Genomic DNA, 19,625 nt, shown 5'->3' on the forward strand with positions numbered 1-19,625 from the left:
TCGGCGCCGGACCGGGCGGGCTTGCGGCGCACGGCGGAACGGAGCGGGCGGGCCCTGCTCGCACACCGGTCTGTGATCCAGGACGGGTAGTCGGCACCGTGCCACGTGGCGGGACGGTGCGGCGGGTTGTGAGGGGTGGTGAGTCGGACTCAGGTATGGGGGACGACAGCCACGGGGCAGCGTCCGTGGTGGAGGACGGCGTGGGCGACGTGGCTCAGCAGCGGCCCCGAGTGCGCGTGCCGGTGCACGCGCCGGCCGACGACCAGCAGCCCGGCGTCCGCGGTGGCCTGCACGACGGCCTTGGCGGGGCTCGTGAGACGGACACTGTCGGACACGTCCACCCCCGGGTACTTCTCCTGCCAGGGGCGCAGCGCCTTGCCCAGTTCCTGGTGGCCGTTCCTCGTGATCTCCTCGGTGGCGTCGTGGTCCACACCCCAGGGGGTGCGTGCGTGGAGCGGCACGCTGCGGCCGAGGACGGCCAGCAGGGGAACGCCTCGCGCGGCGGCGGTGTGGAAGGCGAAGTCGAGCAACTCGTCGCTGGACCCGCGCGGTTCCACCGCCACGACCACGCGGCTCGCGGTGGCCGGAGGCGGGTGCTCCTTTCCCGGGGCCGTGCGGACCACGACGACGGGCCGGTCGGCGCGTGCCACGACCGGGAGGCTGACGTCGCCCAGGAAGTAGCTCGAGAAGGTCTCCAGCCTCCGGGAGCCGAGCACGAGCAGTTCGGAATCCGAGGCCGCCCGCAGCAGGGCCTCCCGGGCGTCATCGGCGACGAGGCTGCCCAGGACCGTCAGGCCCGGATGACGTGTCTGCAGCTCCGACTGCGCGGTGTGGACCAGACGCTTCGCCCAGTAGTTCTGGTCTGTTTCGGAGGGGCCGCGGGCCGGTTCCGGCACCAGCATCGGCCACGCGTGCAGCAGCCGCAGGGCGAGCTTGCGCTTCTCGGCCTCGTCGGCGGCCCAGCGGGCGGCGGTGAGGCTCTCCGGTGAGCCGTCGAGGCCCACGGTGACGAGGGGTTGCATGGCGGCGGCCTCCGTCTCGTACGAAGCTGGACAGGACGGTGCACGAGTCCGGGGCGAGCCGTCCGGACGTCGCCGGCGGGCCGAGCGTGGTGTGTTTCTCTCTCCCTTCGAGAAGTACACCAATCCCCTGCGGCGCGCATGTGGACCTAGGCACACCCCTGTGACCGGGCTCGCTGGTTGGCACCAGGCCACGTTCACCACCTGCACCGATGCCAAGTAACTTCAGCAGCCGGAGCCGCAGAATCAGCGAAAACAGTTGGCACTTCGGTACAGCGCAGGTCATGAGGCGTGTGTCGCCAGAGCGGGGCCACACATCTTTGGCGGAGGCAGCCTCGATATGAACGGCAGCCACCTCGGCGATGTCGCCGACGCCACCGAGCAAGGCATCCACCGCATCAAGGACAACCCCCGACTGCCGTGGTCATTCCTCGCCCACACCGGCTTGACCATCCGCCCACCACCCACTCCGAAGCCATGGTCCACCTCGCCATGACCGACCTGATGGCACGTCGCCTCACCGGCGAGACGAGACCACGATTTCCTGGCGCAACCCGACATCACATGATGAAGTCCGAATCACGGGCTGAACAGCCGAACCCTCACATACCGGAGTCTCCTGTCCCTGAGCAACCCCCGTCCGCCTGCCTGCGTCCTGGGTAGCGACGTCGGCACAGCACGCAAAAAGGGGTACGCATGAAGCACGACCCGGATACTTGTCTGCTCGTTCCCAGCGACCTGGATCCGGATGTCGACCCGGTCCAGCCGATGGCTTCGATGCTGTTCACCAGCGACAATCCGACGGAGCCCTTCGCAAAGGCCGCCCGATGGCTTGCGGGCTACGACAGTGTGGAGATCAACGTGATCGACACCTCGTGGAAGGTCTTTCACGGTGAGGACGAGCCTTACGGGCTGAGGGTCTACTTCTCCTTCGGGGACGACGAGGAGGACTGATGCGGCGGGGTGCGCCGTCACTCGAGATCCACTCGAAGGCGCGGCGGACGTCGCCTGCGGCCCCCGGCGAGCAGCAGCAGTGTGGCGGCCTGCCCTGGTGAGGGCGGGGGGCGTGGCGCTGACATGTGGGGATCAGTCGGTCTCGTCAGCGAGCGGCGGTGTGAGGGCAGTGCGGTCGAACGGGCCACCATGGGAGGCGGCGTACGCGACGGCGTCGTTGACGGCGTCGAGGCCGAACGACCGGACCCGTTCGGCGGCGAGGTCCAGGGTGCCCGAGGCGAGGAGCCGGATGATGCCGACGTTCGCTGTACGCGGGTACATCCACTGGCCGCGCACGGTGATCGAGTTGCGCATGATCCATGGGTACGGGAGGGCGAGGTCGTCGCCACCGAGCATGCCGACGCCGCCCATGAGAACGACGCGGCCGTATTCGCGCACGGTCATGGCTGCCGTGCGCGCTGCCGAGCTGGGTGCGCTCGGCGGTAGCAGGTCGATCACCATGTCGATCGGGCCGTCGGCCGCCGCGGACATCGCCGCACGGTCACCGGCCTCGTCCCCGGTGAGCGGGACCGGACGCAGACGCGGACCGAACCGGTCGGCGAGGAGGTCGAGCGTGGCCCGGTTGCGGCCCGGGGCGACCACGCGGCCCGCCCCCATGGCGAGCGCGACCGCGACCGCACTGCTGCCGAGGTTGCCGGTGGCCCCGCTGACGAGCAGCGTCTCACCGGCTGCGAGCCCGCCGGCCAGCAGCCCGCCGTAAGGGATGACGTGCACGGCGAGCGCGGCCCAGCGGGCAGGGTCGTCCCCCGCCGCTGCGGGAAGCGGAAAGACGTTCTCCGTCGGGACCCGCATGAGCTCGGCGAACGACCCGTCGTGCAGGTACCGGGCGAGGCGCGCGCCGCCCTCGCCACGGGAGCTCCAGCCCTGAAGCGTGATGTCGGGCGTCAGGGCGTCGTCCCGCGAGCGCACCGTCGAGTCGCACCACACCAGGTCGCCGGGGCGCAGCCGGGTGGCGTCCGAGCCCACGTGGACGACCCGTCCCACGCCGCCGATCCCGGGCACGACGGGAGGGACCAGGGGGTAGTTCCGCTCGCCGCTGAAGACCTCAGCCGCGTACGGGGCCACACAGGCGGCGAGGACCTGGACCACCACCTCGCCGCCGCCGGCATCGGGATCGGGAACCTCCCGCACCGTGAGCGGGGCACCGAACTGCGTCAGAACTGCTGCTCGCACCTGATGACCTCCGTGTTCGTCGTTGTTCGTCGGGATCGACACTAGGAACCCGGGCGACATGCGGGAAGCGACGATCAGGCATCTGTGGTATGCGTATCCCGCATGGACATTTCCAGCACAGGCCTAAGGGTCCTGCGGCAGATCGCCGAGTCCGGCAGCTTCACCGCAGCAGCCACCCGGCTCGGCTACACCCAGTCGGCGGTCTCGCGCCAGGCCGCCTCCCTCGAACGAAGCGCGGGCACCGCCCTGTTCGAACGCCGCCCCGACGGAGTACGGCTCACCCCGGCGGGACTGACTCTGCTGCGCCACGCCCGCACGATCCTGGACTGCCTGACGGCGGCCGAACGCGACCTCACCGGCACGGTCCCGCATACCGAACTGGTGCGGCTCGGACTGTTCCTGAGCGCGGGCGCGGCCATCCTGCCCCTCGCACTCACCCGCCTCGCGGCGACCGACCCGCAGATCACGGTCACGACTACCGAGGGCACCACGCCCTCCCTGGTCCGGGCACTGCGGGCGGGCTCGATCGACCTCGCCGTACTGACGTCCCGCCCACCCCACCGGCCTTTGGACGGCGAGTCGCCGCGCCTGCACGTCGAGACCGTCGCGGACACCGAACTGGTCGTGGCGGCGCCTTCGACCGGAGCGTTCACCGGCCGCACCGCGGTACACGTCGACGAACTGGTCGACGCCCCGTGGATTGCCGCCCCGGCGTCGAACGCCGAGCCACTGCTCGGCGTCTGGCCTGGCCTGCCCGGACGGCCGGACATCGTCCACTGCGCGCGCGACTGGCTGACGAAGCTTCAGCTGGTCGCCGGTGGCTTCGGGGTGACAACGGTGCCCTGGCGGCTCTCGCCGGTGCTGCCGCCCGGGGTGAGCCTGCTGCACGTCGAAGGCGCACCCCCCGAGATCCGCCGGGTTCTCGTGGCGCGGCTCCCTGGCCGCCCCACCCCGGCGGTCACGGCCGTCACCCGAGCGATTGCCTCGACCACCTGATACGTGCCGTCGGCCGTCATATTCGGTGCCGTAGCCCGCCGAGGGTGCGCACCATCACCTGTACCTCGGCATTAGCCAGGGCCCTTTCAGCAGGAGCACCCCGCTGCCGCCCGCGCAAGTGAGCCTTTTCCAACCTCAAGTCGGGGCGTGATGAAGGACGAGAACGGTCTTCACGCTGTCGGTGATCCGGTTGGTGCTGCAGTGGAGCTTTCGCAGGTGGCACCAGCCTTTGAAGGTGGCCATGGCATGTTCGCCGATGCATCGGATCTTGGCATGGCTGCTGTGGCGGAGGCGTACTGGCCGACGGCCGCGTCCGCGTGGAGACGAGAGGCCGTTCCCGGTGACATGGACCGGGGACCGACCCCTCGCCCGTCAGTTCAGGAAGCCCGGATCGCCCGGTCGATCTCCGCGCCGGAACGGGCCACGACGACGGGCCACTCGTCATGGGTCGATCCGGGCAAGCCGTCGCCACCGGGTCCCGATCTCTCGCTGCCGGGCATACAGCCATGTGGTCAGGAAGCGCAGGGTGCGGCTGGAAAGATCGATCGACGACGGGTAGACAAGCACGCGAAGCTCCTGGCGGACACGGGTGATCTTGGTCGAGAACCCGTCTACCAGGAGCTTCGTCGTTCCGTACAACTGGCAGCCCCCAACACCTCACCGCCGCAGGCAGGTTGGAAAAGGCTCACAGTCCCGTCAGCGTCGCACCCTCGGCATCCCCAGCCCGATCCACGAGATGATCTCGCGCTGGATCTCGTTGTTGCCGCCGCCGAAGGTGAAGATGACCGCCGAGCGGTACCCGCGTTCGAGTTCGCCGTGCAGGACCGCGCCGGCCGAGCCCTCCTTGAGGGCACCGGGCGCCGCGACGATCTCCATGAGCCAGGCGTAGGCGTCGCGCCGCGCCTCCGAGCCGTAGACCTTGACCGCGGAGGCGTCCTGCGGGGTGAGGGTGCCGTCCTGTACGGCGCCGACCATCTGCTGGTTGAGCAGTCTGAGGGCCTCCAGCCGGACGTGGGTGCGGGCCAGGAGACGGCGTACCCAGGGCAGGTCGGCGACGCGGCGGCCGTCGGCGAGCTTGGTCTCCGTCGCCCAGCGCCGCACGTCGTGCAGGGCGCGGATCGCCATGGTGCCGTGGGCGGCCAGGGTCACGCGTTCGTGGTTGAGCTGGTTGGTGATCAGGCGCCAGCCCTGGTTCTCGGCGCCGACCCGCCGCGAGACGGGGACGCGGACGTTCTCGTAGTAGCCGGCGGTGGTGTCGTGCGAGGCGAGGGTGTTGATCAGGGTGCAGGAGTAGCCGGGGTCGGAGGTCGGCACCAGCAGCATGGTGATGCCCTTGTGCGGCGGGGCGTCCGGGTCGGTACGCACCGCCAGCCACACCCAGTCGGCCGTGTCCCCGTTGGTCGTCCAGATCTTCTGTCCGTTGACGACGTACTCTCCCCCACTCTCCCGTACCGCCCTGGTGCGCAGGGACGCGAGGTCGGTTCCGGCGCCGGGCTCGCTGTAGCCGATGGCGAAGTCGATCTCGCCGGAGAGGATCTTCGGCAGGAAGTACGCCTTCTGTTCGTCGGTGCCGTACTGCATGATCGTCGGGCCGACGGTGTTCAGCGCCATGAGCGGCAGCGGGACACCTGCCTGGGCGGCCTCGTCGAAGAAGATGAACTGCTCCATGGCCGTAAGGCCACGCCCGCCGTACTCCTTCGGCCAGCCCACGCCGAGCCAGCCGTCCGAGCCGAGCTTGCGAATGGTCTCGCGGTAGAACCGCTTCCGGGCGGCCGGGTCGCCGTGCCGCGCGTACGCCTGGTCCGGGACCAGTTCGGCGAAGTAGGACCGCAGTTCGGTGCGCAGCCGCTGCTGCTCGGGCGTGTATTCGAGGTGCACGGCGCCTCCAGGCTCCCAAGGCCGGTCCTGTCGGCGCACACCGTAGAACGTGTTTCAGAAATTGGGAATGGCGTCGGTCAGTTCAGCGTGGCGAGGAAGTCCGTGCACGCCCGCGCGCAGGCGCGACAGGCCGCCGCCGAGTCCTCCGCTCCCGGTTGCCGGTCGAAGACGTGAGCGGCCTCCAGGCACACGGTCCGGCACCACTCCACCTGGATGCGGATGCCGCTCTCGTCCACCTGGTTCTGCTCGGACAGCACACGGCAGGTCGCGTCGCAGACCTCCGCGCACATGATGCCCTTGCGCCGTACGAGCTCCTGGTTCTCGGTGCCGTCGGGATCCACGAGGCTCGCGCGCAGCGCGCACGCCCGCGCACACTCGGTGCACGCCTGCGCACAGGCGAAACGGTCCTCCAGGAACCGGAACAGCTCCTGCTGGGATGTCGTCGAAGTCACACAGCGCGGGTAGCCCCGGTCGACGCCGCTCAAACCCTGTGCTCGCAAGGGTTCCGTCCGGTGCGGCCGTCATCCGTGCCCAGCAGGTTCACGGAGGGGACCCCGGGTACCCGCGTGCCATGAATAGCGCATGGATGGAGATGGCCGCGGGCCGTGGCGCCGTCGGCATCGGGCTGATCGTGGCGGGTGTGGTGGTCGTGGCCCTGCTGCTGGGGGCCTTCGTCCTCGGCGTGCGCGTCAAGCGCAGGGAGCTGCCCACACCGCGACCGGACGAGCAGCCGAGGCTGCCCGACGGGGGCCCGGTCCGCGAGACGAGTGAGCGCAGGGAGCCGGAGGAGGTCCCCCGGAGCGAGGAGCGCCTGACGCCGCACCAGCTCAAGGGTCACGGCAATCAGAGCGACCGGACCAGCGCCTCGCAGGAACGCCCGCGCTGGAGCGAGGGCGGCAGCGGCGGCTTCGGCAGCGGCGGCCCGGGAGCCCGCTGATCCCAGCGCCCGGCCACGTCCGGCCGAGAGAGGGGCTCGTGCTTGTGCACGGGCCCCTTTTTCGTGCCCGGATCCGGCATCACGGAGGTGAGGTGGATCACAGGCTTCGAGTGCATCGTGGAGCGGGGGCCGGCGTCTTTTGACAGGTGTAGGGGGCCACTGAGACGCAGGACGGTGAGGATGGAGCAGTTTCGGGCGGACGGCTTCGACGAGTTCGCGGCCGCCCGTTGGTCGGCGCTGCTCCATGTCGCGCGTCTGCTCACGGGGGGCGACCGGCAGCGGGCCGAGGATCTGGTGCAGGAGGCCTTGGTCAAGCTGTGGTTCGCCTGGCCGAAGGTGGCCGAGCAGGCTCCCGAGGCCTATGTCCGGACGGTGCTGGTGCGGCTGGCGGCCCGCTCGGCGCGGCGGCGCTGGTGGGGTGAACGTCCGGTGGAGCACCTGCCCGACCGGGCCGATCCGGGCGACGTGTCGTCCGCCGTCGCGGAGCGTTCGCGGCTGGAGGCGGCACTGTCCCAGCTGTCGCCGAAGCAGCGGGCCGCGGTGGTGCTGCGCTACTACGAGGACCTGCCCGAGGCCCAGGTCGCCCAGGCTCTGGGCTGCCCGGTGGGCACCGCTCGGTCCCATGCGTCACGCGGAGTCGCACGGCTCCGTCAGATCCTGTCCGACACCGTCAGGCCCGTGGGGTGAAGGGAGTACCGATGGACGACTTCGAGCGGGACCTGTCGCGGCTGATGCACGACACCCGGCAGCACACCCCCTATGAGCCCGCGCACCGGCAGCGGCTGCACGCGGGCATCCGGGCCCGCCGCCGGTCGCGGTTGCTGTGGAAGGCGGGCGGCTCCGCCGTGGCGGTGGCCGGGCTCAGCGTCGGGCTGGCCCTGCTGCCCAGCATGTTCACCCGCGCCCAGCCCGCGGACCACCGGCCGCGGCCGGTGACGAGCCCGGCGGTCTCACCGGACAGCACCCCGACGAGTTCGGCGCCGACGCCGAGCACGACACCGACCGAGCAGCCCGAGACGACCCTGCCCGCGACGACGACCACCACCACCGGCGGCATCACCCCGTCCAGGGCGACGAGCGAGCCGGCCGAACCCGCACCGACCACCACGGCCCCCGAGAGCCGGACCACCTCGACACCGCCCGCACCTCCTCCCTCCTCCCCACCGACGACCGCCCCCGCGTCGGCTCCGTACTCCGAACAGCCCTCTGCGTCGGTCCACCCCGAGTAGCCGATTGAGCGGCCCCTCCCGTCAGGGGCACCATCGCACCGGCCTTCTCGCCGCCTCACCCGTCAGGGGCGCCCCGCCCCGATCTTCCAGACGCCTCACCCGTCACGGGCGCCTTCGGCATGCCCGGAGCCGGCGCCCGGGCATGCCCCCACGCCAGAAAGAGACCGTGAGACAGCCATGCGAACCGAATTGCGGTCGGTCCCGATCGACCGCCCGACGACCGAACCGACCGCCTTGCCCCGCCGGGCGCCTCTGCCGGCGCACCACCCGGACCCCGTCCTGGACGTGGTCGTTCCCGTGTACAACGAGGAGAACGACCTCGAACCCTGCGTCCGGCGCCTGCACGCACACCTCGGCGAGACCTTCCCCTACGCCTTCCGCATCACCATCGCCGACAACGCCAGCACCGACGCGACCCCGCGGATCGCCGCCCGGCTGGCCGCGGAACTGCCCGGCACGGACTGGATCAGGCTGGCGGAAAGGGGCCGGGGGCGTGCGCTGCACACCGCCTGGTCCCGCTCCCGCGCCCCGGTGCTGGCCTATCTGGACGTGGACCTGTCCACCGACCTCGCCGCACTGCTGCCGCTGGTCGCGCCGCTGATCTCGGGCCACTCCGACATCGCCATCGGCACCCGGCTGGCCCGCGGCTCCCGGGTGGTGCGCGGGCCGAAACGGGAGATCATCTCCCGCTGCTACAACGGGCTGCTGCGCGGCACGCTCGCGGTGGGCTTCTCCGACGCGCAGTGCGGGTTCAAGGCGGTGCGGCGGGACGTCGCCGAGCGGCTGCTGCCGCTCGTGGAGGACCGCGAGTGGTTCTTCGACACCGAGTTGCTGGTCATCGCCGAACGGGCGGGCCTGCGGATCCACGAGGTGCCGGTGGACTGGGTGGACGACCCCGACAGCCGGGTCCACATCCTCTCCACGGCGCTGGCCGATCTGCGTGGCATGGCCAGGATCGGCAAAGCCCTGGCCTGCGGCAGGCTGCCGCTGTCCGTTCTGCGCCGCAGCGGCGGCGACCTCGCCGGAGAGCTGCCCGCGGGTCTGGCCCGGCAGGTGGTGCGTTTCGCCGCCGTCGGTGCCGCCAGCACCCTGTGCTATCTGCTGCTGTACAGCGCGCTCAGACCGGGGACGGGGGCGCAGGCCGCCAACGCGCTTGCCCTGCTCGCCAGCGCGATCGCCAACACGGCGGCCAACCGGCGGGTCACCTTCGGTGTGCGGGGGCGTGGCGGCGCACTGCGCCATCACCTCAAGGGCCTCGCCGCCTTCCTGATCGGACTGGCCCTGACGAGCGGTTCGCTCGCGCTGCTGCACCACACCGCTCCCGGGGCCGGCCACCCGGTCGAGCTCATGGCTCTGGTCGTCGCCAACCTGGCCGCGACGCTGCTGCGCTTCCTCCTCTTCCGGGCCTGGGTGTTCCCGGCCCGCCGCACGACAGGACCGTCCGCCGTATGAGCACCGTCCAGCTGCGTCGTCCGCCCGTCGGTACCGCACGGCCCGAAGTCCCGGGCGGGTCACGGAAGTTACGACCGCGACTGCGCGCCGCCGCCGCACGCTGCAGTCCGGTGCTGCTGACATACGGCGTGCTGAAGCTGGCCGGCTTCGGCGTCTTCATGTTCCTGCTGGACTCCGCGGGCGACTTCCGCAAGAAGAACCCGCGCTTCGGCGGCGGCGAGCACGCCTGGGACGTCCTGGCCAGCTGGGACGGCTGGTGGTACCAGCAGATCGCCGCGCACGGCTACGACCCGGCCCTGAAGCCGGTGCCGGGCGCGACGGGCCTGATCACGCTGGAGGGCAACTCGGCGGCGTTCTTCCCGCTGTACCCGACGTTGATGCGGCTGGTCTCGGAGTGCACCGGTCTCGGCCTGTACGGCGCCGGTATGACGGTCTCCGTCGTCGCCTCGTTCGTCGCCGCGCTCGGCATCTACACCGTGACGCATCGCCTCGGCGGCCACCGGGCCGGTCTGGCCGCGGCCGGGCTGTGGGCGGTCTGGCCCGGATCGGGCACGGAGTGGTCGGGCTACTCGGAGTCCCTCTACACGGCCCTCGCCGCGTGGGCCTGCCATGCGGTCATGACCCGACGCTGGCTCACGGCCGGCCTGCTGACCTGCGCGGCCGGGCTGTGCCGGCCCACCGCCGTCGCGCTCGTCGCCGCCCTCGCCCTCGCGGCGGTGCTGTCCCTGCGCCGACGCGAGGACGGGGTCCGCCGGCCCCTGGCCGCTGTGGCGATCGCGCCCCTGGGCCTGTTCGGCTACCTCGGCTGGGTCAACTACCGCATGGGCGACATCAACGGCTACTCCAAACTCCAGGACGGCGCCTGGGCCCACAAGTTCGACTGGGGGGTGCACACGTTCGACGTACTGACGTCCATCCCCGTCGGCCACTTCGACTACCGCTTCGCGATGCCCTTCGAGGACGTGATCGGCGTCTGCGTGGTGCTCATGGTGCCGGTGCTGGCCGTGCTGCTGACGCGCCTGCGCCCCCCTGCCGTCCTCGTCGTCTACACCGTCCTCTCCTACCTGATGGTGATGACCACCCAGCAGTACTTCGGCAACGTCTCGCGCTACCTGCTCCCGCTCTTCCCGCTGTTCGTCCCTCTCGCTCTCGCGATGCGCCGGCTGCGGTGGCCGTCCCTGGCCGCGGTCCTCGGCACGGCCGCGCTGGCCTCGGGGTCGTACGCGGGATACGTGCTGTTCGTGCTGGGGGTGCCGTAGGAGCGGCCCGCCGTGGGCGCCCCGTGAGATGGCTCCGAAACATTCCCTTCACGCAGGAAGTATTTAGGGGTAACGACCGCTGCCTACCGTGCCTGCCTTGTCAGTACCCAACCCGCAGCAAGGAGGCGTGGCATGAGTGCCGAGCCGCGACTGGCCGCAGTGGCCGAGCCGGAACCCGCAGCACAGGCCGTACCGGGCACGGACCAGGCCGTCAAGGAGACGCTCGAGGACTACACGCTCCGCTTCGCGCCGCGCAGTTACCGGCGCTGGACCCCGATGGTGGTGGCGACGACCGCGCTCGGCGGCATCGCCTACATGGCCGACTTCTCCATCGGGGCCGGCATCGGACTGGCCCACGGCACGGGCAACGCGCTGCTCGCGATCGCCGTCGCCGCCGTCGTCATCTTCGTGACCGGCTTCCCGCTGGCCTACTACGGGGCCCGCTACAACATCGACCTGGACCTGATCACCCGCGGTTCGGGCTTCGGCTACTTCGGCTCGGTCCTCACCAGCGTCATCTTCGCCAGCTTCACCTTCATCTTCTTCGCCCTGGAAGGCTCGATCATGGCCCAGGGCCTGAAGCTGGGCCTCGGACTGCCGCTCTGGCTGGGCTACCTGGTCTCCACGCTGATGGTGATCCCCCTGGTGATCTACGGCATGAAGGCGCTGAGCAAGCTCCAGGTGTGGACGACCCCGGTCTGGCTGCTGCTGATGGTCGGGCCGCTGGTCTATCTCGTCGCCACCGACCCGGGCACCGTCGACCGCTTCCTCGCCTACGCGGGCACCGACGGCGACGGCGGCATCAGTACCGCCTCCGTGCTGCTCGGGGCGGGCGTGTGCCTGTCGCTGATCGCGCAGATCGGCGAGCAGATCGACTACCTGCGCTTCATGCCGCCCAGGACCGAGGAGAACAAGCGCGGTTGGTGGACGGCCGTGGTGATGGCCGGTCCGGGCTGGGTGGTGCTGGGCGCGCTCAAGCAGGCCATCGGCGTGTTCCTCGCGGTGTACATCATCGCCGAGGTCGGCGCCTCCGCCGCACCCGAGCCGATCCAGCAGTTCAAGGGCGCGTTCGACGCGATGATGCCGTCCTGGCTCGTCGTCCCGCTGGCCGTGGTGCTGGTCGTCATCAGCCAGATCAAGATCAACGTGACGAACGCGTACTCCGGCTCCCTGGCATGGACCAACTCCTTCACCCGGGTCACCCGGCGCTACCCGGGCCGGATGGTCTTCGTCCTGGTCAACCTGGGCTTCGCGCTCGCACTGATGGAGGCCGACATGTTCAGCTTCCTCAACAGCATCCTGGGCTTCTACTCGAACTGCGCGATCGCCTGGGTGGTCACGGTGGCCACCGACATCGGCATCAACAAGTACGTGCTGAAGCTGTCCCCGCACGCCCCCGAGTTCCGCCGCGGCATGCTCTACGCGGTCAACCCCGTCGGGGTCGTGGCCTTCGTCGCCGCCTCGGGGCTGTCCATCGCCATGTACTTCCACGGCCTCGGCGACACGCTCCAGCCGTACTCCCCCGTCGCCGCGGCCGTCATCGCCTTCGTCCTCACACCGCTGATGGCCGTGGTCACCAAGGGCCGTTACTACCTGCGCCGTACCGACGACGGTATCGCCGAGCCGCTGCTGGACGAGGACGGCAACCCCAGCGCCGTCGCCTACGAGTGCCATGTGTGCCGGCAGCAGTTCGAGCGACCGGACGTGGCCGCGTGCACGACGCACGACGCGGTCGTCTGTTCGCTGTGCCTGAGCACCGACAAGGTCGGTGACCACGTCCTGCCGGCCACGGTCTGAGCGGTGCGGCGGGAGTGCGGCCGGGCCCTCCCGCCCACGGCACGTTCCAAGTCGGTCTCGGACGCGCTGTCCGTGACCGGAAGGGGCGCTGCTCCGGCGCCCGGGCGGCATACTGATCTTGCGCTGCGCAGTGATCGGGCGAGGCCGGAGAGGGGCTGACGGGACGTGACCACCGAAGAGCCGGACGGGCGGAGAACTCCCCATGAGACGCCCAACGTTCGCCCCGTCCCCGACGACGTGTGGCTGAGGTTCCTGACGGACAGCGAGTGCGCCATACGCGTCTCCGCTCCGAGGGAACCCTCGGCCACGGAGCGGGCGGCGGGCCGGCAGCTCCAGCCCCCGCACGCCGTCGGCGATCTGTGGCAGCCGGAGGACCTCTGGGTCCGCGTGGCGTGGCGGGACCTGGACCGTCGTGCCAAGGTCCGGCGCGCGGGCCGGGTGGCCGCCACCGCCGCCGCCGTCGCGCTGGCCCTGGGAGTCTGGTCCCAGCTGTCCACCGGCGCGGGTACGGGCCACCGGCCCGGCGAGAGTACGGTGCGGCAGGTCGAGGGGGCGACCGCACGCCTGTCCACGACCACGCCCCTGCCGTCCGCGTCTCCCCTCCCGCCGCCGTCCCGGTAGCCGGCACGGGGCGGGGGCGGTTCCGCCTCGCGCCCAGCGGCTCCGCCGCCCGCCCGCCCTCGCCCCGGCGGACGTCACCGCAGCGCCGCGGGCCGGCCTGCGGCCACTGAGCTGACCGTGCACCGAGATCGGCCCCCGGGGGCCACTGGACGCCTCGGCCGGGCCTGGGCGCGTGGGCTGTGCCCCTCCTTCGGCACCACACGACCGCCCTGTTTCAGCCCGTCTTCCAGCCCCTGCGGGTGTCGATCCGCTCCCACTCCGCGTCCCACTGGGACATGCGGCGCCGGTCGAGGCCCAGGCGGGTCAGCCAGGTGGCTCCCAGCACCGTGGCGCCCGTGAAGATCCCGGCGAGCGCGCCGCCCATGGCGGTGTGCAGCCAGGCCTCGCCACCGGACACGGGCGGGGCCGTGAGGTCACCGCTCCGGTCGACCCACACGGAGAGGGTGCTTCCGGCGGGTGCTCTCGCCGGTACCCGGGCCTCCTCCCGATGGGTCGAGCCGTCGGGGGCGGTCCACCGCACCTTGCCCCACACCTTGTGGTCGCTCGCCTCGCGGGCCGGTGACGGTCCGGGCGCGTCCTCGACGACCGTTGCCCGGACCTCGCTGCTCTCGGCCCGCTGCCGCTCGACGGCCTGCTCGACCGTGCCCGCCGCGAACAGTCCCGCGACCAGCCCGCCCACCAGGGCGAGCAACCAGCCGGCGAGCACGATCCAGGCTTCGACGACGTCGACGCGCCGTTTGAGCGCGTTGCGCCGCCACCGCCACCACCGCACGGTCACGCGTTCTGACGCTTTCATCGGCCGACACCCCCTCGTGAGCACCGGCAGCACCCTTCCAGTGTGCGCCTGTCCGCCGGGAACGCCCGCCGATCAAAGCCGCGAGAGCGCCTCCGAGCCGGCGCGAGTCCGGTTCAGCCGGGAGATGCCGCGATCCGTACCCGGTCGCTCTCGTCGCCGGAGAGGAAGGAGGCCATCGCCCGCCCTTCCTCCGCGACGCCCGCGCGGTCGCTCCGTGAGAAGCGGCGCAGCGGGGTGACGAGCACCGTGCCCGCCTCGACGGTCCAGGTGGCGGCGACCCTGCCGTCGACCAGGACGACCCGGGCACCGGCGACGGACAGATGACGGTGCGCGTCGTCGATGATCCGGCTGCGGTCGTCATAGCCGAGGATCGCGTTGTCGAACGCCGGCAGGAACCTCACCGGCGCGGGTGTGCCGGGATCGGGGCGGGGCGCGTCGGGGAGGTCGAGCAGTTCGCGGCCGCGTTCGTCGCGGAAGGCGACGAGTTCCTCCCGGACGGCGGAGACCGCGGCGGGCAGTCCGGCCAGCCCGCACCAGGCACGCAGGTCGGCGGAGGCGGCGGGGCCGAACGCGGCCAGGTAGCGCCGTACCAGCGTCCGGCCCACGGGGTCGCAGACGTCCGAAGAGGGCGGGTCGATGTCGCGGCCGAGCCAGGAGGAGACGAGCGCGTAGCGCGCTCCCCCGCTGGCGCGCCACAGGCCGCGCGGCGGCACCTGGACCGTCGGGAGCAGGGCCGCCACGAGCATCTCGCCCAGGGGGCGCAGCGGCGCCCCGGGCCGGAGGCCGGCGACGGCTCGCGCGAGGTCGGGCATGGAGCGGGGTTCGCCGTCGGCCATGACCTCGCGGCCCACCGCCGCCAGTTCACCGGGATCGATCCCGGCGAGTTCGCGCCGGTACACGCCGAGCACCCGTTGGCGGAGCATGGCGTCGTGGCGGGAACGCCAGGCCACGACATCATCGGCGGTGACGAGATGGACGGTGCGGCGCATGAGATGGGTGCGCACGACACGGCGCCCTGTCAGCAGGTCCGACAACTGCGCCGGGTCGAAGGCCCGCAGCCGGGACCACAGCCCGGGGAACGGTTCCTGCGGTTCCTGTGCCTGGAGACCGCACAGGTGCGCGACCGCGTCGAGGACCGGCAGGTCGGCGCGGTCGAGGAGCAACTGCCGGGCCAGGGTGGCGCGGTTGAGCGCCCGGGCGTCGAGAACGGTCATCGGAGCATTTCGGCCTTCGCGTCGTGTGCCGACCCGCGGTCCAGGTGCCCGGGCGGCTTGCGCGCTCACGGTCGCACGGGATGCGGTCAGGTCGTGACCGCGTCCCGCGTCGGTGTGGCCGGCCGGTCTCGCGCGAAGGGCCCGGCGATGGCCGGCGGCCGCACCACGACTTCAGCGAGCCGCTCGACCCGCGGTCCCCGGCGAGCACGGGGACGGCCGGCCTCGAACGGGCCGGCCGCCTCCGCCGGAGCGCGCGCCACCGTGCGGGCCTACGTCACCTGCGTTGCCACTCCCGCGCGAGGAGCCGGTACGAGCGCACCCGGTCGGCGTGGCCGTGGGTGATGGTCGTGATGATCAGCTCGTCGGCGCCGGTGGCCTCCTGCAGTTGTTCGAGCTGGTCGGCGACGCGTCCGGGCGACCCGACGAACTGGGTGTCCACACGGTCGGCGACCAGCGCCCGGTCCTGCTCGGTCCAGGGGTGGGCGCGGGCCTGATCGGGGGTGGGGAAGGGGATCGCGCCCTCGGCGGTGCGGATGCTGCGCACCCACGGGCCGTACCCGGTGGCCAGTTCCCGGGCGGTCGCGTCGTCCTCGGCGACGACGACGTCCGCGGAGACACTGACGTAGGGCTTGTCGAGGTGGTCCGACGGCTGGAAGGCGGCCCGGTAACCCTCCGCCGCCTCCAGGACGGTGGCCGGGCTGACGTGGTAGTTGGCGGCGAAGCGCAGGCCGTTGCGGCCGGCGACGTCGGCGCTCTCCCCACCGCTGCTGCCGAGGATCCACACCTGCACCTCGGCGCCCTCGCCGGGCACGGCGTGCGCTTGGAGGCCGTCCGCCGAGCGGTAGTCGCCGCGCAGCAGCGCGAGCACGTCGTCGATCTGCTCGCCGTAGTCCTGGTGCCGGGCGCCCGGCTGCTGCAACAGCTGCTGCTGGAGCCGGAGGCGCGGTGAGCCCCGCAGGTGCTCGTACGTGAACCGGGGCGGGATCCGGAGGCCGCCCGGCGTACGGCCGTCGACGACGGGGGTGGTGGTCGGCCGGGGCGGCGCCGTCTGCCCGGGGGGACGTCCGCCGGAACGGCCGAGTCCCAGGTCCAGGCGCCCGGGATGCAGGGCGTCGATCAGCCCGAACTCCTCGACGGTGGACAGCGCGGTGCGATGGCCGAGTTGCACGGCGCCCGAGCCGATCCTGATCGTGGAGGTCGCGGAGGCGGTCAGGGCGAGCAGGACGGCGGGAGAGGCCCCGGCGACTCCCGGGTTCAGGTGGTGCTCGGCGAACCAGTAGCGGCTGTAGCCGAACTCTTCGGTCCGCCGCGCGAGGTCCAGGGTGTTGCGCAGGGCGCCGGCGGCGGTGTCGCCGGACGGGACCGGGACGAGGTCCAGGACTCCGAGGGGGATGCCGGGCATGATCGGTGCTCCTCAGCGTGGGACGGCGGAAGGGGACGAGGGACGGCCGGCATGCCGGGGGCACGCACCGGACGCCGCTCCTGCTCGGGCGAACGTTGCCGGCCGCGGCATTAGCTGCCGGTCTTCGGCAGGCCGGGCGGGTTGATCTCCGACTTCCGCACGGCCTCACCGGACAGGCCCCAGCGCTTCAGGACCTTCGCGTACGTCCCGTTCCCGATGACGTGGTCGAGGGCGTCGGCGAGGGGCTTCGCCAGGCCGTTGTCCTTCTTGGTGGTGGCCGCGATGAGGCCCTGGAGGCGGGCGCCCGCGCCGGAATAGGTGCCGACGACCTCGGTCTTTCCGGTGGTCGCCGCGTGGTAGGCGGCGGTCGGGTTGGGGCCGAGGTAGAGGTCGATCCGGCCGGACTGGAGCGCGAGGTAGGTGTCGCTGTCGTTCTGGTAGTACTTGATATCCACCGGCTTGCGGCCGGCTCTCTCGTTCTCCTTGGACCATTCGACCAGCAGCTTCTCCTGGTTGGTGCCGCTGCCGACGGCGACGGTCCGGCCCGCCACGTCCTCGGGCCCGTCGATCTTCAGGCCGCTTCCCTTCTCGGCCTCGAAGGCCAGGTTGTCCTCGCGGTAGGTGGCGAAGTCGTACTTCTCCTTGCGTTCCTCGGTGACGGTGATGTTGCTGAGTCCGACGTCGTACTTGCCGCTGTCCAGGCCGACGAAGATGTTCTCCCAGGACACCGTGTTCAGGCGCGGCTTCAGGCCGAGGACGTCGGCGACCAGGTAGGCGATGTCGGGCTCCACGCCGATGACGGTCCTGTTGTCCGTGGCCCGGAAGGTCAGGGGTGCCGCGGAGCCGGAGGAGTCGACGATCTCCAGCGTGCCTCTCCTGCGGATCTTCTCGGGGACCTCGGCGGCTATGGAGTCGACCTTGCCGGTGGTGACGCGGTTCTGGTGGGGACTGATGTTGATCTTCGTCTTCCCGCCGGACGTGGCGGCGACCTCGGTGGTGCCGCCGTCGGTGGGGTTGGCGCAGCCGGCGAGGGCGAGGGCGCCGGTGAGTCCGAGCGCTGCTGCGGCGGTGGTACGACGGGGGACGACGGTGGTGGCCACGGTCGGGCTCCTTGCGTGAGGGGCGGGAGGCTGGTCAGAGGACCTTGGAGAGGAAGGCGCGGGTGCGCTCGTGCCGCGGTGCGCCGAGCACGGCCGAGGGCGGGCCCTGCTCGACGACGACTCCGGCGTCCATGAAGACCACGGTGTCGGCGACCTCACGGGCGAAGCCGATCTCGTGGGTCACGACGATCATGGTGGTGCCGGTACGGGCCAGGTCCTTGATGACGTCGAGGACCTCGCCGACCAGCTCCGGGTCGAGTGCCGAGGTGGGTTCGTCGAACAGCAGCACCTTGGGTTCGAGGGCGAGTGCCCGGGCGATGGCGACGCGCTGCTGCTGACCGCCGGACAGCTGCCGCGGGTAGGCGTCGGCCTTGTCGGCGAGACCGACCCGGTCGAGAAGCCGGCGGGCGGTCTCCTCGGCCTCCCTGCGCGGGCGGCGCCGGGCGGAGACCGGGGCCTCGACGAGGTTCTGCAGGACGGTCAGGTGCGGGAAGAGGTTGAAGTTCTGGAAGACGAACCCGATGTTCGTCCGCTGCTTCAGAACGTCCCGCTCCCTCAGCTCGTGCAGCTTGTTCCCCGACCGGCGGTAGCCGATGAGTTCACCGTCGATGCTGATCCAGCCGCGGCTGACCTTCTCCAGGTGGTTGATGGTGCGCAGCAGCGTGGACTTCCCGGAGCCCGACGGGCCGAGGACCACGGTGACCTCCCCCGCCCGCACCTGCAGGTCGACACCGCGCAGCACCTCCAGGGGGCCGAAGCTCTTGTGGACGCCGTGGACGTCGACCATGACGGCACTCATGCGCTCTCCTTCGTGAGGGACGTGACGAACCGGCGCGCGCGCTGGAGCGGGGTGGGGGCCGGGGTGCGGTCGGCGCCGCGGGCATAGCGGCGCTCCACGTAGTACTGGGCCACCGACAGCAGCGAGGTGAGGACGACGTACCAGGCGGTGGCGACCAGCAGCAGCGGGATCACCCGGCCGTTGCGGCCGTAGATCACCTGCGCCTGGTAGAACAGCTCGCCGATGGACATGACGTAGACCACCGAGGTGCCCTTGAGCAGGCCGATGATCTCGTTGCCGGCGGTGGGCAGGATGGCGCGCATGGCCTGCGGGAGGACGATCCGGCGGATCTGCCGGAGCCGGGGGATGCCGAGGGCCGCCGCCGCCTCCAGCTGTCCCTGGTCGACGGCGATGACACCGCCGCGGACGATCTCGGCGGCGTAGGCGGCCTGGTGCAGGGTCAGCCCGATGACGGCGGCGCCGATGGTCCCGATGAGGGTGTTGCTGTCGACGGACCAGAACACCGGCCCGAAGGGGATGCCGAGGCCCAGCTCCTTGTACAGGGCGCTGAGATTGAACCAGAACACCAGCTGGACGATCATCGGGATGGACCGGAACACCCAGATGTAGGTCCAGGCGACGGTCGAGAGCACCGGGCTGCGCGACAGGCGCATGAAGGCGAGCACCGTGCCCAGGAGGAAGCCGAGGACGGTGGCGTAGGCGGTGAGCTGGAGGGTGACCCACACCGCCTGGACGATCGTCTCGGACAGGACGTAGTCGCTGAAGACACCCCACTCCCAGACGGGGTTGGTGACGAGGCCGTGGGCGAACTGCGCGACCAGGACGACCACGGCCGCGCCGGCGGCCCAGCGGGCGTAGTGGCGGGTGGGTACGACCTTCAGTTCTTCGGGATGTCCGGCCCTTCGGGTGGCCGGTGGGGTGATCGTGTCGCTGCTCATG

At 71.4% G+C, this 19,625-nt stretch carries 19 protein-coding genes and 1 pseudogene; 9 read left to right on the top strand and 11 right to left on the bottom strand.

The window, feature by feature from the left end:
- Positions 1-149 precede the first annotated feature (149 nt).
- A complete protein-coding gene (locus ACFCXS_RS18635) occupies positions 150-1,022 on the bottom strand; it encodes a universal stress protein (RefSeq protein ID WP_376644421.1) in 873 nt (290 codons plus the stop codon).
- 693 nt (positions 1,023-1,715) lie between these two features.
- On the opposite strand from ACFCXS_RS18635, the gene ACFCXS_RS18640 reads away from it, so the two are divergent.
- On the top strand, positions 1,716-1,973 hold the full coding sequence (locus ACFCXS_RS18640) for a hypothetical protein (protein ID WP_376644422.1): 258 nt from the start codon (positions 1,716-1,718) through the stop codon (positions 1,971-1,973).
- Between the two features lie 132 nt (positions 1,974-2,105).
- On the opposite strand, the gene ACFCXS_RS18645 is transcribed toward ACFCXS_RS18640, so the two are convergent.
- Positions 2,106-3,206, bottom strand: a complete 1,101-nt coding sequence (locus ACFCXS_RS18645; protein WP_376644423.1) for an alcohol dehydrogenase catalytic domain-containing protein — start codon at positions 3,204-3,206, stop codon at positions 2,106-2,108.
- A 102-nt stretch (positions 3,207-3,308) separates the two neighbouring features.
- On the opposite strand from ACFCXS_RS18645, the gene ACFCXS_RS18650 reads away from it, so the two are divergent.
- Entirely contained in the window at positions 3,309-4,202 is an 894-nt protein-coding gene (locus ACFCXS_RS18650; protein ID WP_376644424.1) for a LysR family transcriptional regulator, read from the top strand.
- Positions 4,203-4,337: 135 nt separating this feature from the next.
- Here the strand turns inward: ACFCXS_RS18650 and ACFCXS_RS18655 are convergent.
- From ACFCXS_RS18655 to ACFCXS_RS18665, 3 genes and pseudogenes are all read right to left on the bottom strand, one after another.
- Positions 4,338-4,769: pseudogene (locus ACFCXS_RS18655) on the bottom strand (hypothetical protein).
- Positions 4,770-4,898: 129 nt separating this feature from the next.
- A complete protein-coding gene (locus ACFCXS_RS18660) occupies positions 4,899-6,080 on the bottom strand; it encodes an acyl-CoA dehydrogenase family protein (protein WP_376644425.1) in 1,182 nt (393 codons plus the stop codon).
- Between the two features lie 77 nt (positions 6,081-6,157).
- On the bottom strand, positions 6,158-6,532 hold the full coding sequence (locus ACFCXS_RS18665) for a ferredoxin (protein ID WP_376644426.1): 375 nt from the start codon (positions 6,530-6,532) through the stop codon (positions 6,158-6,160).
- 119 nt (positions 6,533-6,651) lie between these two features.
- On the opposite strand from ACFCXS_RS18665, the gene ACFCXS_RS18670 reads away from it, so the two are divergent.
- From ACFCXS_RS18670 to ACFCXS_RS18700, 7 genes are all read left to right on the top strand, one after another.
- A complete protein-coding gene (locus ACFCXS_RS18670) occupies positions 6,652-7,017 on the top strand; it encodes a DUF6479 family protein (protein WP_376644427.1) in 366 nt (121 codons plus the stop codon).
- A gap of 180 nt (positions 7,018-7,197) precedes the next feature.
- On the top strand, positions 7,198-7,704 hold the full coding sequence (locus ACFCXS_RS18675) for a SigE family RNA polymerase sigma factor (RefSeq protein WP_376644428.1): 507 nt from the start codon (positions 7,198-7,200) through the stop codon (positions 7,702-7,704).
- Between the two features lie 11 nt (positions 7,705-7,715).
- Positions 7,716-8,246, top strand: coding sequence for a cellulase (locus tag ACFCXS_RS18680; protein WP_376644429.1), 531 nt, complete (start codon positions 7,716-7,718; stop codon positions 8,244-8,246).
- Between the two features lie 177 nt (positions 8,247-8,423).
- Positions 8,424-9,698: a glycosyltransferase gene (locus tag ACFCXS_RS18685; protein WP_376644430.1), complete on the top strand. Its 1,275-nt coding sequence runs from the start codon at positions 8,424-8,426 to the stop codon at positions 9,696-9,698.
- Positions 9,695-10,957, top strand: coding sequence for a hypothetical protein (locus ACFCXS_RS18690; RefSeq protein WP_376644431.1), 1,263 nt, complete (start codon positions 9,695-9,697; stop codon positions 10,955-10,957). The genes ACFCXS_RS18685 and ACFCXS_RS18690 overlap by 4 nt, the downstream gene beginning before the upstream one ends.
- Before the next feature lie 132 nt (positions 10,958-11,089).
- Positions 11,090-12,754, top strand: a complete 1,665-nt coding sequence (locus ACFCXS_RS18695) for a purine-cytosine permease family protein (RefSeq protein WP_376644432.1) — start codon at positions 11,090-11,092, stop codon at positions 12,752-12,754.
- Between the two features lie 165 nt (positions 12,755-12,919).
- Positions 12,920-13,375: a hypothetical protein gene (locus ACFCXS_RS18700; protein ID WP_376644433.1), complete on the top strand. Its 456-nt coding sequence runs from the start codon at positions 12,920-12,922 to the stop codon at positions 13,373-13,375.
- A gap of 214 nt (positions 13,376-13,589) precedes the next feature.
- Here the strand turns inward: ACFCXS_RS18700 and ACFCXS_RS18705 are convergent, their stop codons facing one another.
- The 6 genes from ACFCXS_RS18705 to ACFCXS_RS18730 all read right to left on the bottom strand — a co-directional run bounded on the left by ACFCXS_RS18705 (position 13,590) and on the right by ACFCXS_RS18730 (position 19,624).
- On the bottom strand, positions 13,590-14,171 hold the full coding sequence (locus ACFCXS_RS18705) for a hypothetical protein (protein WP_376644434.1): 582 nt from the start codon (positions 14,169-14,171) through the stop codon (positions 13,590-13,592).
- Positions 14,172-14,284: 113 nt separating this feature from the next.
- Complete coding sequence (locus ACFCXS_RS18710; RefSeq protein ID WP_376644435.1) at positions 14,285-15,385, bottom strand: winged helix DNA-binding domain-containing protein; 1,101 nt, start codon at positions 15,383-15,385, stop codon at positions 14,285-14,287.
- A gap of 274 nt (positions 15,386-15,659) precedes the next feature.
- Entirely contained in the window at positions 15,660-16,787 is a 1,128-nt protein-coding gene (locus ACFCXS_RS18715; protein ID WP_376644436.1) for an LLM class flavin-dependent oxidoreductase, read from the bottom strand.
- A 110-nt stretch (positions 16,788-16,897) separates the two neighbouring features.
- A complete protein-coding gene (locus tag ACFCXS_RS18720; RefSeq protein ID WP_376644437.1) occupies positions 16,898-17,887 on the bottom strand; it encodes an ABC transporter substrate-binding protein in 990 nt (329 codons plus the stop codon).
- A gap of 34 nt (positions 17,888-17,921) precedes the next feature.
- Positions 17,922-18,686, bottom strand: coding sequence for an amino acid ABC transporter ATP-binding protein (locus tag ACFCXS_RS18725; protein ID WP_376644438.1), 765 nt, complete (start codon positions 18,684-18,686; stop codon positions 17,922-17,924).
- Positions 18,683-19,624 carry an amino acid ABC transporter permease gene (locus ACFCXS_RS18730; protein WP_376644439.1) on the bottom strand — a complete coding sequence of 314 codons (942 nt, stop codon included), beginning with the start codon at positions 19,622-19,624 and terminating at the stop codon, positions 18,683-18,685. The genes ACFCXS_RS18725 and ACFCXS_RS18730 overlap by 4 nt, the downstream gene beginning before the upstream one ends.
- Position 19,625: the final 1 nt, after the last annotated feature.

This window comes from Streptomyces sp. NPDC056373 (genome assembly GCF_042262425.1).
Classification (GTDB): Bacteria; Actinomycetota; Actinomycetes; order Streptomycetales; family Streptomycetaceae; genus Streptomyces.

Excerpts from the sequence above, each read along its gene's own strand:
- ACFCXS_RS18685 (WP_376644430.1), top strand. The coding sequence starts at position 8,424 with ATGCGAACCGAATTGCGGTCGGTCCCGATCGACCGCCCGACGACCGAA.
- ACFCXS_RS18710 (WP_376644435.1), bottom strand. The coding sequence starts at position 15,385 with ATGACCGTTCTCGACGCCCGGGCGCTCAACCGCGCCACCCTGGCCCGG.
- ACFCXS_RS18695 (WP_376644432.1), top strand. The coding sequence starts at position 11,090 with ATGAGTGCCGAGCCGCGACTGGCCGCAGTGGCCGAGCCGGAACCCGCA.
- ACFCXS_RS18650 (WP_376644424.1), top strand. The coding sequence starts at position 3,309 with ATGGACATTTCCAGCACAGGCCTAAGGGTCCTGCGGCAGATCGCCGAG.
- ACFCXS_RS18690 (WP_376644431.1), top strand. The coding sequence starts at position 9,695 with ATGAGCACCGTCCAGCTGCGTCGTCCGCCCGTCGGTACCGCACGGCCC.
- ACFCXS_RS18725 (WP_376644438.1), bottom strand. The coding sequence starts at position 18,686 with ATGAGTGCCGTCATGGTCGACGTCCACGGCGTCCACAAGAGCTTCGGC.
- ACFCXS_RS18705 (WP_376644434.1), bottom strand. The coding sequence starts at position 14,171 with ATGAAAGCGTCAGAACGCGTGACCGTGCGGTGGTGGCGGTGGCGGCGC.
- ACFCXS_RS18680 (WP_376644429.1), top strand. The coding sequence starts at position 7,716 with ATGGACGACTTCGAGCGGGACCTGTCGCGGCTGATGCACGACACCCGG.
- ACFCXS_RS18635 (WP_376644421.1), bottom strand. The coding sequence starts at position 1,022 with ATGCAACCCCTCGTCACCGTGGGCCTCGACGGCTCACCGGAGAGCCTC.
- ACFCXS_RS18670 (WP_376644427.1), top strand. The coding sequence starts at position 6,652 with ATGAATAGCGCATGGATGGAGATGGCCGCGGGCCGTGGCGCCGTCGGC.
- ACFCXS_RS18715 (WP_376644436.1), bottom strand. The coding sequence starts at position 16,787 with ATGCCCGGCATCCCCCTCGGAGTCCTGGACCTCGTCCCGGTCCCGTCC.
- ACFCXS_RS18640 (WP_376644422.1), top strand. The coding sequence starts at position 1,716 with ATGAAGCACGACCCGGATACTTGTCTGCTCGTTCCCAGCGACCTGGAT.
- ACFCXS_RS18730 (WP_376644439.1), bottom strand. The coding sequence starts at position 19,624 with ATGAGCAGCGACACGATCACCCCACCGGCCACCCGAAGGGCCGGACAT.
- ACFCXS_RS18675 (WP_376644428.1), top strand. The coding sequence starts at position 7,198 with ATGGAGCAGTTTCGGGCGGACGGCTTCGACGAGTTCGCGGCCGCCCGT.